Below are 17675 nucleotides of genomic sequence, written 5' to 3'. Positions count from 1 at the left end.
GTCCTCGAGGGCGTCAACAACCGCATCAAGGTCATCAAACGCATGGCCTACGGATTCCGCGACTCAACCTATTTCTTCCTGAAGATCAAGGCCGCCTTCCCCGGAAAGGTGCGATGAACCAAAAAAAAGGGTGCGTATCTACGCACCCCCAACCCCAACAGAGAGACAAAAGTTTCCGATCCCGCACACTGCCGCTGGCCTTGCCAGAACCGGAACCACAGGCGAATTATGCCGATCCCGTCGTGATGCGTATTGACCTATGTCAACGGATCGGGCGCAGCGCCGCCGCGCACGTCCGCCACTCCCCTGCGGCTGGCTTCACTCCTTACGATCACCGCCCTGTTGCGCCTCTTTTCCGCCTTTCTCGCCACGTGGGGGTACTTCGTCGCGATCATCGAGCAGGAGGCGATAGGCAGGCCCCTCCAGATCGTCGTACTGCCCGCTGCGCAAGGACCACCAGAACAGCACGCCGATGATGAAGACGAGGATCACGGAGACCGGGATCAACAGGTAGAGGCTTTCCATGTTCTTCCTTCAGCGGACGCGCTGCAGGCGCATCGCGTTGAGCACCACCAGCAATGAACTGGCGGCCATGCCGATACCCGCCATCCACGGCGTCACCAGGCCAGCCATGGCGAGCGGCACGGACGTGATGTTGTACGCGAATGACCACCACAGGTTCTGGCGAATGATGCGTAGCGTCATCCGCGCCGCCTCGATCCCCCGGCCGAGACTTCCCAGGTTCTCGTTGAGAAGCACGATGTCGGCCTGGTTGCGCGCAAGGTCGGTGCCGCCGCCCATGGCGATCGACACGTGCGCCTGTGCCAGCACCGGCGCATCGTTGACGCCGTCTCCCACCATCGCCACCACCGCCGCGGGATCCTGTTGCAGTGCAACGATACGACCCTGCTTGTCCTGCGGCGTGAGCCCGCCGTGCGCCTCGCCGACGCCCAGTGCCACCGCTACCGCGTCCACCACCACAGGCGTATCGCCGGACAGCATGGTGGTGCGGATGCCGTCCGCCTTCAGTCCGGCGATGAAGGCGCCAGCCTCGGCACGCGGCACGTCCCCCAGGCGGAACAATGCCAGCCAGCCCTCACGCGCGCCGAGCGCCACCACCGTCCCGCCGCCCTGCTCGAAACGCGCCAGCGACTCCGGCAGGGCGAGCGCCGCATTGGCGGCAACGAAAGCGGGGCGACCGATCCACACGCTGCGGCCGTCGACCTCGCCCTCCATCCCCTGCCCCGTCTGCGCCCGCACGCCCAGCACCATCGGCAAGGGCAGCCCCCCCGCCGCTTCACGCAGGCCCGCCGCCACCGGATGCTCCGAGCCCTGCTCGATGGCGGCCGCGAGAGCGAGCACCTCGTCGGCCGAAAGGTCGCCGAGCGGGCTGACTTCCTCGAGCTTCATGCGCCCGTAGGTCAGGGTGCCGGTCTTGTCGAGAACCATGTGGTTGATGCGCGCAAGCGTCTCGATGGCGTGGCCTCGCGTCACCAGCACGCCCATGCGGGCCAGCACGTCCGTCGCCACCGTCAATGCCGTGGGCGTCGCCAGCGACAGCGCGCAAGGGCAGGCGACGACGAGAACCGAGACGAACACCCACAGTGCACGCTGGGGATCGATGAAATACCACGCCACGCCAGTCACGCCCGCCAGCGCCAGCAAGGCGATGATGAAGACCACCGCGACGCGGTCGGCCAGCGTGGCGACCCGTGGCTTGTCGGTCGCAGCGCGTTCCATCAGGCGGCGGATCGCGGCGAGCCGCGTCGCGTCGCCCACCTGCTCGACACGGTATACGAGCGGGCTCGACACGTTGATGCTGCCGCCGGTCAATGCCACGCCGACGCCCTTGGGCACGGGTCGGCTCTCGCCGGTGAGCAGCGCCTCGTTGACCTCGCCGCTGCCGGAGATCACCACACCGTCGGCCGCGACCGTCTCGCCCGGCCGCACCCGCAGCACGTCGCCCGGCAGCAGTTGCGACACCGGCACCCGCTCGGCCTCGGGCGCCGGCCACGCTGCCAGGCGCTCGGCAAAGGCCGGCAGCACCTTGCCCAGCTCCTCCACGCCACGCACCGCCTTCTGGCGCGCAAGCATCTCGAGGTAGCGCCCGCCCAGCAGGAAGAAGACGAACATCGTGACCGAGTCGAAATACACCTCCGGCCCGCCGGTGAGCGTGGCCCACAAGCTGGCGAGGAAGGCACTGCCGACCCCGAGCGCGACCGGCACGTCCATGCCGAGCCGGCGCAGCTTCACGTCGCGCCAGGCGCGCTGAAAGAACGGCGCCGCCGAATACAGCACCACCGGCAGCGTCAGCAGCAGGCTCGCCCAGCGCAGCAGCAGCTCGATGTCCCAGGTCATCTCGCCTTCACGCGCGACGTACACGGGGAAGGCGTACATCATGACCTGCATCATGCCGAAGCCGGCGACGAACACCCGCCACAGCATCGAACGCCGTTCCTTGTGCGCGATCTGCTCCGAGCGTTCGGCGTCGTAGGGGTAGGCCCGGTAGCCGATCGCCTGCACCGCCGCCAGGATGTCGGACAGCTTGACGCGGCGCTCGTCCCAGCGCACCCGCGCGCGGCGCGTGGCGTAGTTGATCTGGATCGCGGACACGCCGGGCTGGCGCGCAACATGTTGTTCGTTGAGCCACACGCAGGCCGCGCATGTGATCCCCTCGAGGATCAGCGATGCCTCACGTTCATGTTCTCCCACCGGGCGCACGAAACTTTTCTGGAAATCCGGGTGGTCGAACAGGCCGAGCTCCTGCAGTTCCGCAGGCAAGGCCTCGCGCCGCGTCTCGGGCATGGCGTCGCGATGGCGGTAATAGTCGACGAGACCGCTGTCGACGATGGACTGCGCGACCGCTTCGCAGCCGACGCAGCACATGCGGCGATCACGGCCGTCGATGCGGACGTAGTGACGGCTGTCAGGCGGGATGGGAAGCCCGCAGTGATAGCAGTCGGTTTCCGCCGCTGTGTCCTCGGAGAAGGGAGCGGCAGCTTCGGCAGGCGGCAGTTCGGCTGGATTCATCGACGACGACGGAAAGCCGCCCCGGACGGCGGAGCCAGCCGGGGCGGTCGAAACGGACGCGATCTTTTAGCACATTTCCGGAAGACCGGCTATTGCACCGCAGCACGCCTCCCGGCAGGCCAGCGCAACTCGTCGCCGCACTTGCCTGCCGCCCGCAGCAGCCTGCCCGGGATTACTTCGCGGCCATGCGGATCGCGCCATCGAGGCGGATCACTTCGCCATTGAGGTAGCCGTTCTCGAGGATGTGGCGCACCAGCGCGGCGAACTCCGCCGGCTTGCCCATGCGAGACGGGAAAGGCACCGTCTTGCCGAGCGAATCCTGCACTTCCTGAGGCATGCCCATGAGCATCGGCGTTTCCATGATGCCGGGGGCGATGGTCATCACGCGGACGCCGAAGCGCGACAGCTCACGCGCCACCGGCAGCGTCAAGCCGACCACGCCCGCCTTGGAGGCGGCGTAGCCCGCCTGCCCCACCTGGCCATCGAACGCGGCGATCGAAGCGGTATTGACGATCACGCCGCGCTCGCCGTCGGCATTGGGGACCGCCTTGCTCATCACGTCGGCAGCCAGGCGCAGCATGTTGAAGGTGCCGATCAGGTTGATGCCGACGGTGCGCGCGAAGGATTCCAGCCGATGCGGCGCATCGCGACCGACCACCTTCTCCGCCGGGGCGACACCCGCGCAGCTCACCAGCCCGTTCAGCCCGCCGAAGCGCGACACCGCGGTGTCGATCGCCGCCTTCGCGCTCGCCTCGTCGGTCACGTCGGTGGCCACGAACACCGCCGCCTTGCCGAGCTCGGCCGCCATGGCGTCGCCGGCCTCGCGATTCACGTCGGCCAGGACCACGCGGCCACCACCTTCGACCAGCATGCGGGCCGTCGCTGCGCCCAAGCCGGATCCGCCACCCGTCACCACGAAAACGCTGTTTTCAATCTTCATCGCAAGACTCTCCTCTCTCCCGTCCGCCCCAGGCGGCGAACGCCAAGGCGCGAACATATTTCCCGTTGACGTAAACGTCAACCTTCTTCTTGCTGCCATACCGCCTCAATGGAACGATCGCAGGCGCGGCACCAGCCTCAAGCTCCACAAGAAGAACGCGCCGAGCAGCACGCCTTCGACCAGCACCGCTGCCTGCACGCCGATGCGCGCGGCCAGCAGGCCTGCCAACAGGCCGCCGATCGCATCCAGCCCGAAGCGCGTCGAACTGAAGAAGGAGACGACGCGCCCCCGAAGGTGGTCCGGAGCTGCGCCCTGCAGCAGCATGTTGACGCCGACATTGCACACCGAGATGCCGAAGCCCACACCGGCCATCGCAGCCAGTGCCAGCGGCAGATAGCGGTTGTAGGAGAAGAGGAGCAGCGAGATCGCGCCCAGGCCCGCGCCACCGACCACCACCCGCACCAGGCTCTTCAGGCGCTTGCGTGTGGCGAGAAAGATCGTGCCCAGAAAGGCGCCAGCGCCGGCTGCGCCCCACAGCCATCCCAGCATGCGCGCATCCCCGGCGAAGACTTCCCTGGCGAACACGGGCAGCAGCACCGCGTAGCTCGATGCGGTGATGTTCACCACCGCGAGGATGAGGATCTGCATGCGCGCCGGATATTCCGTCCACACATAGCGCAGGCCTTCGCGGAACACTTCGCCGATCGACCCGGCGGCGCGGGACGGCGGAGCCACGCGAATGCACGCCACGCCGACCGCCAGCGCGGTGAAGGACAGCGCATTGATGGCGAAACAGGCCGCCTCCGATGTCAGCCCCAGCAACAAGCCTGCAAGCGGGGGACCGATGAAGCGCCCCGAATTGAACAGCATCGCGTTGAGCGCCAGCGCGTTGGGCAAGTCGTCGCGCCGATCCACGAAGGCCCCGATCTGCGACTGCCGCAGCGGCGTATCAAAGGCATTAAGCACGCCGAGCACAAGCGACATGGCGATGATGAGCCGCGGACCGATCGCATCGAGGGCAGTCAGCAGCGCCAGGCTGCCCGCCTGCAGCGCCAGCAGTCCCTGCACCAGGATCAGCAGGCGGCGCTTGTCGTGGCGGTCGATCCACGCGCCGGCCAGCGGCCCGATGAAGAGGATGGGAAGCAGCGCCGCGAAGGTGGTGACGCCCAGCAGCGCCACCGAACCGGTCAGACGGTAGACGAGCCAGGACAGTGCCACCTGCTGGACCCACGACCCCAGCACCGACACGCCCTGCCCGATGAAGTAGAAACGGAAGTTGCGATGCGCCAGGGCGCGGATCGGTGCCGGCCACGGACGCGATACGCCCTGCCCGGCCGCATCCCCGGACGTCAAGCGCTTGCTCCCCGGCTTCGCGCGGCTGTCCTGCGCTTCAGCACGCTGCTGAATCGTCGTTCAGGTTCAGATCGACCATCAGCTCGTTGGCGAGCGCTTCGAGGTCTGCGCGCAGCGCGTCCAGCGACACCGCCACCGGCACATCGAGCACGGCTGTCGCGCGGAACAGCGATTCGCTCGACATCGGCGCGCTCTCGCAGGCGGTCTCGAATTCCTCGATGCTGACGCCGTGACGCGCCAGCACCGCCGAGATGTCACGCACGATGCCCGGCCGGTCGTGGCCGACCAGTTCCAGGCGCGTGATGCGGCGCGCCGCTTGCGCACGCGCGCCAGCGCCGCGCTCGATGATCACCTGCAGGCCTTCCGCCTCGAGTTCGCGCAGCGAGACCTCGAGCTGCGCAGCGTCGCGCTCTTCCACCTCGAGGCGCACGACCCCGGCGAACTGCCCTGCCAACTGCGCCAGCCGGCTCTCCAGCCAGTTCGCACCGAGGGCGCTCGCGCGCGCGGCAACGGCGCTGACCAGGCCCGGCCGGTCACGGCCGATCAGGGTGAGCACGAGCGATGTCTTCATGAGGAATTCCTTTGCGGTGGAAACGGGGCTTCGATCGTACTGCGAACCGCAGCGCGCAGCCATTCACAGCGTCAGCGACACGCCCTTGGGATGACAGGCCTCGTAACCGCGTGCCTGCTGGTCGCCCGCATCGGCCCAGCGCGAGGTGGTGGAGGTGAGATAGTTGAAATGCAGTCGCGGCCGCCCGCGCGCGGTGTGGCCGGCGAGCACCAGCTCGACGGCACGCGCGTGCGGGTGACGGAACACTGCGCCACTGGTCGAGATCAAGTAGTTCTGGCAGCTCAGCTTCTGCAGCAGCGTCGGCGTGATGTTGGCAACGCTGCCATGGTGCGGCAGCTTGAAGCCGTCCAGCGTCAGCCGCTGCGGGCCCCCTTGCAGCAGGCGCACGACAGAGGCCTCGATCACCGCGGGCCACGCGTCGCCGGCCAGCAGCAGGCGCACTTCGGGGGCATCCTTCGGATACTCCAGCAGCAGCGCGATGCTGCTGCCGTTGGCAAGACTGCCATCGCCACCGAAGGGCGCATCGCCGCCGGGCTCGCCCTCGCCGCCGCCCAGCGTATCCTGCGGACCGCCGGCAATATCGCGATCGTGCATGTCGGGCAACTCGAAACGCCCTTCGCCACCTCGCCCTTCGCCGCCCTCCTCCGCAACCTCGCCGCTGGCGCCGCCGAGCACATCGCCCAGCGGCCGCAGCGTGCGCGACTCAGCTAGCTTGCGCCGCAGCGCGTCAACGTCGCCCGAGGCCATCCGCGCCGCGCGCAGTTCGTCGGCCCAGCCGTCCTTCAGCGCCAGCAGACGCTCGTGATCGGGGGACAACAGCGTCAGGCGGCACTCACCCGGCAGCTCGACCACCGGCAGATCGCCGCGGCGCCGGTCGATGGCTGCCAGACCGTCAGGCAGGCCCGCATTCCACACGCGGGTGCCGGTGCGCCTTTCGTAATCGGCGATGAGAACGCCCAGCATCTCGCCCTGCAGGGCGCCGAGCGGCGCGCCCGCCGGATCCGGGATCCTGTTCAGCTGCTCGCGCCCATTGAACCAGATGCGGTCGAACACGCAGCCTAGCGCTTCCGCGTCCTGCAGCAGGCGGACGACACCTTCGATGTGATCGCCGTCGATGTGGGTGATGACCAGCAGATCGAAGCGCCTCTCCCCGGCCGGCAGGTGCAGGATGCGCTCGCGCAGCGCCGTATAGGTCTGCGCCGGGCCGCCGTCGATCAGGATGCGATGAATCCCGCTGCCGGCACCGTACTCGATCCACAGGCAATCGCCGTGCGCCACCGGCAGCATCTCGATGCGCAACATGAAGCACCTCCGCAAAAGCAATGGCCGGGATCTTCAGGGCCCGGTCGACCTATCACATACATGCGGTGCCCGGCAACGCGCGCGGCGTCAGACGCCATTCGGCATCGCCCTGCGCGACCAGGCACAGCGCCATCAGGTAACCACGCGCCAGCATGCGACGTCGGACACGGCGCATGACGGTGCCGAAATCGGCTTGCGGGTCGTCCACCGCCGCGAGCTCTGCCACCAGCTCGCGCGCCAGCGGCGCGGCATGACGGCCCAGGATCTGCGCCAGCGTGCCGAGAACGATCGCCGCGTGCTGTTGCTGGATACGCCGGGTGATCTGCACGTACCCTGTCTCCGTCTGCGCACCCGTCTGGCAGCCCAGCAGCAGGACGATGGGCCCGGGGTCGCGCGCATCCGGGTTGACGCAGTCGCGACCGATCTGCGCATGGCTGAGCTTGCCGTGATCCTCATCCTGCGCCGGGTCGCCGATCTCGAGGTAATCGAGCGCCGCCTGCACACCATGGTGAGGCAGCACCACCAGCAGGGGCGGATGGCTCTTGAGCGCCGCTCGCCACTGCAGCCAGTCGTCGGCGACGAGCAGATGACCGGTGCAGCGCTGCAACGCCTCGCAGGTAGCGCTCCGCTCGTCTTCCGGCACCAGGTGGCTGCTGGCGAAGGCCACCGCGTCGATGGGCGGCAAGGCGCGCCGCGTGCCGCGCGGCACGGACGCTTCGCGCCCGTCGCCCGACGCGACGCGTTCGATGATCTTGCGCAGCGACCAGAAACCATAGGGGCAGATCACCGGCGCCGCGTTGCGCTCCTCATCGGCTGCCGGCAGCGCACAGACCGGGCAACTGCCTTCGCCCGCGTGCAGCGCGGCCAGGCCGGGCTCGCACAGGGGAGCATCGCGCAGCGGGTAACCGCGGTCGTAGACGAACTCCAGCGGAACATCGTTGGCCGCGTCGAGGTTCAGCACCTGGATGCGCTCACCCGGATCGGTGAAACCCTGGTCGCAAAGCTGGTTGTAGAGCCCCGCGCCGTGACGCGCCATGTCCCGCAGCAGGCTGCGCACGTCGGGGTCGTCGGCATCGAGCCGATCTTCGCCGCCCTGGGCCGCCTGCCGGCGCACCACCAGTTTCTCGGTCGAGAACAGCGTGTCGTTCAGCCAGCGGATCGCCACGGCGGCATCGTCCAGATCGAACCCGCGACCGCCCTCGCCACCGAACACGCGCAAGGCCGGCGGCGCCGCCTGCGCATCGCCCGCCTGCGCGCGGTCGTCGCCATGGACGAAGATGGCATCGACCGGCTGGCTGTCGGCGACCTCGACGACCTCGCGCCTGCTCGCCTGCACCCGCACCTGGACCTGATGATGTGCCTCCTCGGGCTCGCCCGGCGCCAGCGCGAAGGCCTCCACCCGCACCACCTCGAAGGCGCGGCCACGGTAGCGGAAGACGATTTCTGCGCTCACGAAGCGCTCGCCTTCGGGCACGCTCAGCCGCAAGTCGCAGTCGCCGCTGCGGGCGCTGCGTTCGGCGGGCAGGATCAGCCGCTTCGCGTCGCGCTGGTCATTCCAGTACAACTCGGCGGTCAGTTCCAGTCCTTCGGGAGGAATGTCCACGCGCGGGATCGCCTCGTTCGCAACGGCGGCCGCCTCGTCCCGGAGGCCGATCCAGCAGCGGACGACGTTGTCGGCGCCGCTCACGAAACTGCGCCGCGCCTTTCCCGCCTGCAGGATCAGTGCATTGACGCGGCGCAACTCCTCATCGCCGGCCGCCGCCCCCGCAGACTGCGGCGCCGGCGGCGGGCTCGTGCGGGGATGCGCTGCCGCAGGGCGCGCGTCCCGGCCGGCAGCGCGCGGCGCGGGTGCATCGAGATCGGCCGGAATCCTCCCGGCGGACATGTGCCCACCGACCCCGACATGGCGCATGGGCGCCTCATGCGGCACATCCTCGGGGAGGCCGAGTGTTGCCTCGCCCTCCAGCACACGAAATGCATCCAGGCCGTCCGCGGGCAACTCATTGAAGTCGCCGCTGAGCGCCGACTCGCCAGTCCCGGCCTCGTCCACGCGAATGCCCGCCAGCAGATCACGGTCGGGCTCGTCCTCATCGGCCGCAAGGCGCTGCAAGGCCCTGTGCAGGGATTTCACCGGCACCTTGAGCGCGGCGGCGAGCGCCTGACGCCGCGCCGGCGAGCCTGCCGGCTGGCTGGCGATCAATTCCCACAATGCCCGCGCCAGCCAGGTCCACGCCGAGCGGCCAAGCGGCAGCGCCACCGCCCGCGCCAGCAAGCTTGATCGCACCTGCGCGTCGGCCGCGGCGCTGCCCAGATCCAGCTTGCGGACAAGTTCCTCGACTTCGATGAGCTTCGCCATCGCCCCTCCCGGCGGCCGCCATCACGTTCGCATTCGCTCGTGTCGCTTGAACTTTAGGCAATCCGGGCATGAACACAACCGCTTTGCGTCAAACGTTCCGCAGCAGACGCACCGACAGGCGCACATTTGAGGCAGAGCCGGAAGCGGACGGCGAAAAGCACGAAAGCCCGACCTTCCGGATCGGGCTTTCGTGCTTGTGTGGTTGCGGGGACAGGATTTGAACCTGTGACCTTCGGGTTATGAGCCCGACGAGCTACCGAACTGCTCCACCCCGCGACTGAAATCTGGTGCTGCTGACCGGAATCGAACTGGTGACCTACTGATTACGAATCAGTTGCTCTACCGACTGAGCTACAGCAGCGAAGGACGCGGATCATACCCGAGCTCGGCGGCCGATTCAACACCAGCCGCATCTCGCCCTGCGCATTGCCTCAGCGCTCCTGCCAGTAGCCGGGCTCGCCGTAGCGGTTGCGCAGGAAATCGATGAACAGGCGCACGCGCAGCGCCAGGTTGCGGCGCTGCGGGTAAACGGCGTGGATGCCGTTGGGGAGCGCGGCGAAATCGTCCAGCACCGACTTCAGACGACCAGCGCGCAGATCGCCCTCCACTTCCCACAGCGATCGCCACGCCAGCCCATGACCGGCCAGCGCCCATTCGTGCAGCACCGCGCCGTCGTTGCACTCGAAGCGTCCGCCCACCTTCACGGTGAGCGCCTCGCCACCCGCCGCGCGGAACTGCCAGCCACGCTGCTGGCCCAGCGACAGGCAGACGTGCGCAGCCAGCTCGGCCGGCGTGGCCGGCACGCCATGGCGCGCCAGATAATCGGGGCTGCCCACCACCACGCGCCGGTTCTCCGCCAGGCGCACCGACACCAGGCTGGAGTCGCCCAGCTCGCCGATGCGGATCGCGCAGTCGATACCTTCATTCACGAGATCCACCAGGCGGTCGCTCAGGTCCAGCGTGCAACTGACCTCGGGATGGGCGTCGAGGAACTCCCTCACCAGCGGCGCGACATGGCGCCGCCCGAAACCCGCCGGCGCGGAAATGCGCAGGTGCCCGCTGGCCTTCACGCTGCCCAGGCTGACCGCCGCCTCGGCGTTCGACAGCTCGGTGAGGACGCGCTGGCAGTCCTCGAAGAACGCGCTACCCTCGAAGCTGAGGGTCACGCTGCGCGTGGTGCGCAGCAGCAGCCGCACCCCGAGCCGCTGCTCGAGCGCATCGAGCCGACGCCCGATCACCGCCGGCGTGACCCCTTCCGCGCGCGCGGCCGCGGACAGGCTGCCGCGAATAGCGACGGCAACGAAGGTTTCGATCTGCTTGAGCTGATCCATTTTTGACAAAAAGTAAAAGCCGAATTGATCATACCTGATCTGTTGTTTTATATAAGACTCGAATACACTGCGGCGCAGCAAGGGCACGCCCGGTGCCACATCCGCACACACCCGACAAGCTCGACATGGCCGGCATGGATTTCTTCCAGATCGCACTCATCGGCGTCGCCGCCTTCGCGGCGGGCGCGGTGAATTCGGTCGCCGGCGGAGGGACCTTCTTTTCCTTCCCGGCCTTGCTGGCCGTGGGCGTGCCGCCGGTGGTCGCGAACGCCAGCAACTCCGTCTCGCTGTGGCCGGGCAGCCTTGCCGGAGCCTGGGCTTTCCGCCAGGAGCTGGCTCGCTTCCGCCGCAGCCTGCCGATGCTGTCGGTGGTCGCTTTCGTCGGCGGCATCGCCGGAGGGCTGCTGCTGCTGGCAACGTCCAACGCCGCATTTGCCAAGCTCATCCCTTGGCTACTGCTGGTGGCGACCGTGCTGTTTGCCTTCAGCGGCCAGATCTCGGCGCTGGTGCGCCGGCTCAGGCCCGGGCCTGCGGGCGCCGACGAGCGGCATATCGGAGCCGGGGGCTTCCTGTTCCAGCTCGTGGTGTCCGTCTATGGCGGCTTCTTCGGCGCCGGCATGGGCATCCTGATGATTGCGGCGCTGGCCATCCAGGGTTTCAAGGACGTGCATGAAATCAACGCCTTGAAAAACTGGCTGTCGGCGGTAATCTACAGTGTCGCGGTCGGCACCTTCGTCATTGCGAATGCCGTGTCGTGGCCGCACACGCTGGTGATGCTTGCCACTGGAACGCTTGGCGGATACGTGGGTGCCACGCTGGCGCGACGCATTCCAGCCGTCTGGTTGCGACGCCTGATCATCGCGGTCGGCAGCCTGCTCACCGTGCACTATTTCGTGAAAACCCTTTGAACTGCCGTTTTGCCTACATCGCTGCATCGCTTGACCCTCGTTCATCAAACAACACCCAAACGCACGCACAAGGATTTCCCATGAACCTCGACCTGCCTCAGGGCATGCAGATCAACGCCCCGCTGTCGCCCCGTTTCGACCAGATCCTGACCCGCGACGCGCTGGCACTGGTCGCCAAGCTGCACCGCACCTTCGAGCCGCGCCGCCAGGAGCTGCTGAAGGCGCGTGTCGCCCGCCAGGCGCGCATCGACGCCGGCGAGATGCCCGACTTCCTGCCCGAGACCAAGCACATCCGCGAAGGCGACTGGAAGGTCGCGCCCCTCCCCAAGGCGCTGGAATGCCGCCGCGTGGAGATCACCGGCCCGGTCGAGCGCAAGATGATCATCAACGCCTTCAACTCGGGCGCTGACTCCTACATGACCGACTTCGAGGACTCCAACAGCCCGAACTGGTACAACCAGATCCAGGGCCAGGTGAACCTCTTTGACGCCATCCGCCGCCAGATCGACTTCACCGCCGACGGCGGCAAGAGCTACAAACTCAACGACAAGATCGCCACCCTGCAGGTGCGTCCGCGCGGCTGGCATCTGGACGAGAAGCACGTGCTGATCGACGGCCAGCGCGTGTCGGGCGGCATCTTCGACTTCGCCCTGTTCTTCTTCCACAATGCCAAGGAGCAGATCGCCCGCGGCGCCGGCCCCTTCTTCTACCTGCCGAAGATGGAGTCGCACCTCGAGGCGCGCCTGTGGAACGACATCTTCTGCATGGCGCAGGATGAACTCGGCCTGCCGCGCGGCACGATCAAGGCCACCGTGCTGGTCGAGACCATCCTCGCCACCTTCGAGATGGAAGAGATCCTGTACGAGCTGCGCGAGCACTCCGCCGGCCTCAACGCCGGGCGCTGGGACTACATCTTCTCGTGCATCAAGAAGTTCAAGAAGAACAAGAACTTCTGCCTCGCCAACCGCGGCGCGATCACGATGGAAGTGCCCTTCATGCGCAGCTATGCGCTGGCCCTGGTGCAGGCCTGCCACAAGCGCGGTGCGCCGGCGATGGGCGGCATGAGCGCGCTGATCCCGATCAAGAGCGACCCGGTCGCCAACGAGAAGGCACTGGCCGGCATTCGTCACGACAAGACGCGCGACGCCAACGACGGCTACGACGGCGGCTGGGTGGCGCACCCGGGCCTGGTGCCGATCGCCATGGAGGAGTTCGTCAAGGTGCTGGGCGACAAGCCCAACCAGTGGGACAAGCAGGTCGAAGGCCGCTTCGGCCCGAAGGACTGGCTGAACTTCCAGCCCGAGCAGCCGATCACCGAAGTCGGTGTGCGCAACAACATCAACGTCGGCATTCACTACCTCGGAAGCTGGCTGGCCGGCAACGGTTGCGTGCCCATCCACAACCTGATGGAAGACGCCGCCACCGCCGAGATCTCGCGCTCGCAGATCTGGCAGTGGGTGATTTCGCCGAAGGGCGTTCTCGACGACGGCCGCAAGGTCACCGCCGACTGGGTCCGCGCACTGATCCCCGAGGAGCTTGCCAAGGTGAAGGCGACCGTCACCGCTCAGGGCGAGGCCACCGCGACCTACGACCAGGCCGCAGTAATCTTCGAGAAGATGTCGCTGACCGAGGACTTCCCCGAGTTCCTGACCCTGCCGCTTTACGAAGCGATGGAGTGATGCGCTGCGGCCCGATGCCGCACGTAAAATCCCGGACGGCGCCTGCGGGCGCCGTTTTCCTTGCTGTGTTGACGGGTGCGCCCACGCCGGCAACGATGTCCGCTGGGGATAGACTGTCGCCCTTTTTTCGCCACCGACCGCGGCCACCCGTCCATGCGACTGACCGAACTCAAACTCCCGCTCGATCACACCGACGCCGAACTGAAGGCCGCCATCCTGAAGCGGCTCGGGATCACGGCCGGCGAACTCGTCGGCTACACGATCTTCCGCCGCGGCTACGATGCCAGAAAGCGCTCCTCCATCGTCCTGACCCACACGCTGGACATCGAGGTCAGGGACGAAGCGGCCCTGCTCGCGCGCATGAAGAACGACCGCCATGTCGGGCCAACGCCGGACACCTCGTACCACTTCGTCGCCAAGGCACCGCCGACGCTGTCCACACTGCGACCGATCGTGATCGGCGCCGGTCCCTGCGGCCTGTTTGCCACCCTCCTCCTCGCGCAGATGGGGTTCCGCCCGATCATGCTCGAGCGTGGCAAGGCGGTGCGCGAGCGCACGCAGGATACGTGGGGGCTGTGGCGCAAGAGCAAGCTCAACCCGGAATCCAATGTCCAGTTCGGTGAAGGCGGCGCGGGCACGTTCTCGGACGGCAAGCTCTACAGCCAGATCAAGGACCCGCAGTACCGCGGCCGCAAGGTGCTGACAGAGTTCGTCAAGGCGGGGGCGCCCGCGGAAATCCTCTACGTGAGCAAGCCCCACATCGGCACCTTCAAGCTGGTGTCGATGGTGGAGAACATGCGTACCGAGATCGAGGCGCTGGGCGGCGAGATCCGCTTTCAGAGCAAGGTCGAGCGCATCGACATCGACCATGGCCAGGTGCGCGGTCTGACCCTGGCCAGCGGCGAGTACATCGCCGCCACCCACATCGTGCTGGCCGTCGGCCATAGCGCGCGCGACACCTTCCGCATGCTCCATGAGCAGGGCGTGCATGTCGAAGCCAAGCCGTTTTCCATCGGTGTCCGCATCGAGCACCCGCAGTCGCTGATCGATCGCGCGCGGTTCGGCGACAACGCCGGCCACCCGATCCTGGGGGCTGCGGACTACAAGCTCGTGCACCACTGCACCAACCGGCGCTCGGCCTACAGTTTCTGCATGTGCCCGGGCGGCACGGTGGTCGCCGCGACCTCCGAACCGGGGCGGGTGGTCACCAACGGCATGAGCCAGTATTCGCGCAACGAACGCAACGCCAACAGCGCCATCGTGGTCGGCGTGACGCCCGCCGACTATCCGGGGAGCGACACCGATCCGCTGGCCGGCATCGAGTTTCAGCGCCACTGGGAGAGCCTCGCCTTCGAGGCCGGCGGTGGCGACTACCGCGCGCCGGCGCAGCTCGTCGGCGACTTCCTTGCCGGTCGGCCGTCGACCGAGTTCGGTTCGGTGCTGCCGTCCTACACGCCCGGCGTGCGCCTGACGGACCTGTCGCTGTGCCTGCCCGATTTCGTCATCAACGCGTTGCGCGAGTCGCTCCCCGCATTCGGCAAGGAGATCGCCGGCTTCTCCATGAACGACGCGATCATGACCGGCGTCGAAACTCGTACCTCGTCGCCGATCCGCATCACCCGCGACGAGACCTTCCAGAGCCTGAACACGAGCGGGCTGTATCCGGCTGGAGAGGGCGCCGGTTACGCGGGCGGAATCCTCTCCGCGGCGGTCGACGGCATCAAGGTCGCCGAAGCCGTGGCCTTGAGCCTCGTCGAACACAGCACATAAGGCGCCCTCCGTGTCCGCATCCCTCCGCGATTGTCTTGAAACCGCGCTCGATGCCAGAGCCGCCCTGCTCGAGCAACTTCACGCTGAACAAACCGACGCCTACCGACTTTTTCACGGCAGCGTCGAAGGCCGATCGGGCCTGACGGTCGACCGCTATGGCGAGCTCCTGCTGGCCCAGACCTTCCACAGTCCGCTGCTGGCAGAGGAATTGGCAACGCTCGAGGCCTTCTACGCCCAGGCCTACCCGGCACTGCCGCTGATCCTCAACGATCGCAGCCAGGCCAACTCCCGCATCTCCAACGCGCTCACACCCGAGCAGGCCACCATCGCGCAGCAAGCGCGCGAGATCCGCGAACTGGGCGTGCGCTACCGTTTCCAGGCACGCCACGCCGGGCAGGATCCCTGGCTCTTCCTCGACCTGCGGGCAGGCCGCCGGCGCGTGATGCGGGAGACCGCGGGCAAGTCGCTGCTCAACGTGTTCGCCTACACCTGCGGGGTCGGTATCGCCGCAGCCAAGGCAGGCGCGCAGCATGTGGTGAACGTGGACTTCGCCGAATCCAGCCTCGACGTCGGCAAGGAAAACGCCGCCCGCAACGAACTGCCGATCCGCGTGCGCTTCGTGCGCAGCGACGCCTTCGCCGCCTTGCGCCAGCTTTCGGGCCTGGGCCAGCCGCAGGTGGTGCGCGGCAAGCGCCTGCCGCCCTTCCCGGTGCTCGAACCAAGGCAGTTCGACCTCGTGTTCCTCGATCCGCCGCGCTACGCCAAGAGCCCGTTCGGTGTCGTCGACCTGGTCAACGACTATCCGGCGCTGTTCAAGCCCGCCCTGCTCGCCACCGCCGAAGGCGGCACGCTGATCTGCTGCAACAACGTCGCCCAGGTCGAGCGCCAGGCCTGGCTGGATCAGCTCGAACGCGGCGCGAAGAAGGCCGGCCGGCCGCTGCGCGAAGTCGAGTGGATCGCGCCGGAAGCGGATTTTCCGAGCCCGGACGGCAAGCCGCCGCTCAAGATCGCGCTGCTTCGGGTATGAATCAACGGACCTCCACCCGCACGACAGCTCACGTGGCTATCGGCGGGCATTCGTCATTCTTAGCCTCCTCTTCCGGTTAAGACTCGAGCAGTCCAGCGCACTGGTCAGAGTAAGCGCGTCCAAGCACATCACACATGAAAGCCATCTTTAATTTAATCAAATCACATCAAAGAATGCTTTAATATCAAGACAAGCAATCAAAGAACTCGTTGAATGACCCGCAGCACAGGCACCTACGCAGTTTCAACAACGCTGGGCGAGTCGGTGCATGCGTTTGTGCCGCACTCGCTGCCCCCGGTCGATCCTGCCCTGTCGCCGGCCGATTTCGTCGATCTCAACCGGCAGGCGGAACTGGCCTTGGCACGCCTTGCCGGCGTCGCTGGCCTGGTGCCGTCGGTGGATTGGTTGCTATACAGCGCCATCCGCAAGGAAGCGTTGCTGACATCCCAGATCGAGGGCACCCAGGCCACGCTGACCGACCTGTTCGATGAGGAGGCGGGTTTCAAGGTAAGCAACACGGAAGACGTCGAAGAGGTCACCAATTACCTCCACGCCTTCCGCTGGGTCCGGGAGCAACTGCGCGACGCGAAGGGCTTGCCCATCAGCATACGGCTGCTGTGCGAAGCACATCGGCGGCTGCTGGACGGCGCGCGTGGCGCGGGTAAACAACCGGGGAAACTGCGCCAATCCCAGAACTGGATTGGCGGGACGAGGCCGGGCAACGCCATTTTCGTCCCGCCGCCGCCTGAGCAGGTGCCCGACTTGCTTGCGCACCTGGAACGCTTCATTCACGAGCCGTCCTCGGACCTGCCGCCCTTGGTCAGGGTGGCGCTGATCCACGCCCAGTTCGAAACCATCCACCCTTTTCTGGATGGCAACGGGCGCATTGGCCGGCTGCTGATTGCAGCACTGTTCGAGCATTTTGGATTGCTGTCCGAACCGTTGGCGTACCTCAGCGGCTACCTGAAGCAACATCAAGCCGAGTACTACCGCCGACTATCGACCATCCGCACCGAAGGTGACTGGGAGTCGTGGGTGTCCTTCTTTCTTGAAGGAGTTGCGACCGCCGCAGCCGACGCGGAGAAGAACATCATCCAGGTTGCAAGCCTCGTGGCGGCCGACCGCCGGCGACTGTTGCAATCACCCAGGGCCGGCCCTGTCAGCTATCGGTTATTCGAGATGCTGCCGATGATGCCCCGCTTCACCATCGAGCGCGTGCGACAGCAGTTGGCAACCAGTTTTCCCACCGCCACCGCGGCCGTAAAGGCCCTTGAAGCGCTGGGCATCGTGACCGAAATGACCGGGCAGAAGAAGAACCGCAGTTACAGCTATCAGGCGTATGTCGAGCTGCTGAGTCGCTGATACGAGCTTAGCAGATGTACTAATGACGTATATACTTAAGCAGTAC

General features: G+C 66.9%; 14 protein-coding genes and 2 tRNA genes. 6 read left to right on the top strand and 10 right to left on the bottom strand.

What is annotated here, in order from left to right; translation table 11 throughout:
- A partial coding sequence (locus GH664_RS02055) for a transposase (protein ID WP_194270300.1) occupies positions 1–117 on the top strand: 117 nt, incomplete at its 5' end.
- A gap of 201 nt (positions 118–318) precedes the next feature.
- On the opposite strand, the gene ccoS is transcribed toward GH664_RS02055, so the two are convergent.
- The 10 genes from ccoS to GH664_RS02005 all read right to left on the bottom strand — a co-directional run bounded on the left by ccoS (position 319) and on the right by GH664_RS02005 (position 10883).
- Positions 319–525, bottom strand: a complete 207-nt coding sequence (gene ccoS, locus GH664_RS02050) for a cbb3-type cytochrome oxidase assembly protein CcoS (RefSeq protein WP_153166454.1) — start codon at positions 523–525, stop codon at positions 319–321.
- A gap of 9 nt (positions 526–534) precedes the next feature.
- Positions 535–3030 carry a heavy metal translocating P-type ATPase gene (locus GH664_RS02045; protein ID WP_153166453.1) on the bottom strand — a complete coding sequence of 832 codons (2496 nt, stop codon included), beginning with the start codon at positions 3028–3030 and terminating at the stop codon, positions 535–537.
- 172 nt (positions 3031–3202) lie between these two features.
- Entirely contained in the window at positions 3203–3970 is a 768-nt protein-coding gene (locus GH664_RS02040) for a 3-hydroxyacyl-CoA dehydrogenase (RefSeq protein ID WP_153166452.1), read from the bottom strand.
- Positions 3971–4075: 105 nt separating this feature from the next.
- Positions 4076–5323 (bottom strand): MFS transporter, encoded by a 1248-nt coding sequence (locus tag GH664_RS02035; RefSeq protein ID WP_228111335.1) that lies wholly within the window; start codon positions 5321–5323, stop codon positions 4076–4078.
- 37 nt (positions 5324–5360) lie between these two features.
- Positions 5361–5894: a glycine cleavage system protein R gene (locus GH664_RS02030; protein WP_153166451.1), complete on the bottom strand. Its 534-nt coding sequence runs from the start codon at positions 5892–5894 to the stop codon at positions 5361–5363.
- A gap of 63 nt (positions 5895–5957) precedes the next feature.
- Entirely contained in the window at positions 5958–7196 is a 1239-nt protein-coding gene (locus GH664_RS02025; protein ID WP_153166450.1) for an MBL fold metallo-hydrolase, read from the bottom strand.
- Between the two features lie 52 nt (positions 7197–7248).
- On the bottom strand, positions 7249–9552 hold the full coding sequence (locus GH664_RS02020; RefSeq protein WP_153166449.1) for a hypothetical protein: 2304 nt from the start codon (positions 9550–9552) through the stop codon (positions 7249–7251).
- Positions 9553–9751: 199 nt separating this feature from the next.
- Positions 9752–9828: transfer RNA gene (locus tag GH664_RS02015), tRNA-Met, on the bottom strand.
- Between the two features lie 9 nt (positions 9829–9837).
- Positions 9838–9913 (bottom strand) — tRNA-Thr (locus GH664_RS02010).
- Between the two features lie 70 nt (positions 9914–9983).
- Complete coding sequence (locus GH664_RS02005; protein WP_153166448.1) at positions 9984–10883, bottom strand: LysR family transcriptional regulator; 900 nt, start codon at positions 10881–10883, stop codon at positions 9984–9986.
- A gap of 125 nt (positions 10884–11008) precedes the next feature.
- Here GH664_RS02005 and GH664_RS02000 point away from each other — a divergent pair, with 125 nt between their 5' ends.
- The 5 genes from GH664_RS02000 to GH664_RS01980 all read left to right on the top strand — a co-directional run bounded on the left by GH664_RS02000 (position 11009) and on the right by GH664_RS01980 (position 17629).
- On the top strand, positions 11009–11791 hold the full coding sequence (locus GH664_RS02000; RefSeq protein ID WP_153166499.1) for a sulfite exporter TauE/SafE family protein: 783 nt from the start codon (positions 11009–11011) through the stop codon (positions 11789–11791).
- Between the two features lie 80 nt (positions 11792–11871).
- Positions 11872–13470, top strand: a complete 1599-nt coding sequence (gene aceB, locus GH664_RS01995; protein WP_153166447.1) for a malate synthase A — start codon at positions 11872–11874, stop codon at positions 13468–13470.
- A gap of 153 nt (positions 13471–13623) precedes the next feature.
- Positions 13624–15240 (top strand): NAD(P)/FAD-dependent oxidoreductase, encoded by a 1617-nt coding sequence (locus GH664_RS01990; protein WP_153166446.1) that lies wholly within the window; start codon positions 13624–13626, stop codon positions 15238–15240.
- 10 nt (positions 15241–15250) lie between these two features.
- Positions 15251–16267 carry a class I SAM-dependent rRNA methyltransferase gene (locus GH664_RS01985; RefSeq protein ID WP_153166445.1) on the top strand — a complete coding sequence of 339 codons (1017 nt, stop codon included), beginning with the start codon at positions 15251–15253 and terminating at the stop codon, positions 16265–16267.
- Between the two features lie 213 nt (positions 16268–16480).
- Positions 16481–17629: a Fic family protein gene (locus GH664_RS01980; RefSeq protein WP_153166444.1), complete on the top strand. Its 1149-nt coding sequence runs from the start codon at positions 16481–16483 to the stop codon at positions 17627–17629.
- Positions 17630–17675 lie beyond the last annotated feature (46 nt).

Origin of the sequence: Thauera sp. 2A1, from assembly GCF_009469595.2 — a bacterium.
Taxonomy (GTDB): Bacteria; Pseudomonadota; Gammaproteobacteria; order Burkholderiales; family Rhodocyclaceae; genus Thauera.
Note: the sequence above shows the minus strand (reverse complement) of the source record. Positions and strands in the feature narration are given on the sequence as shown.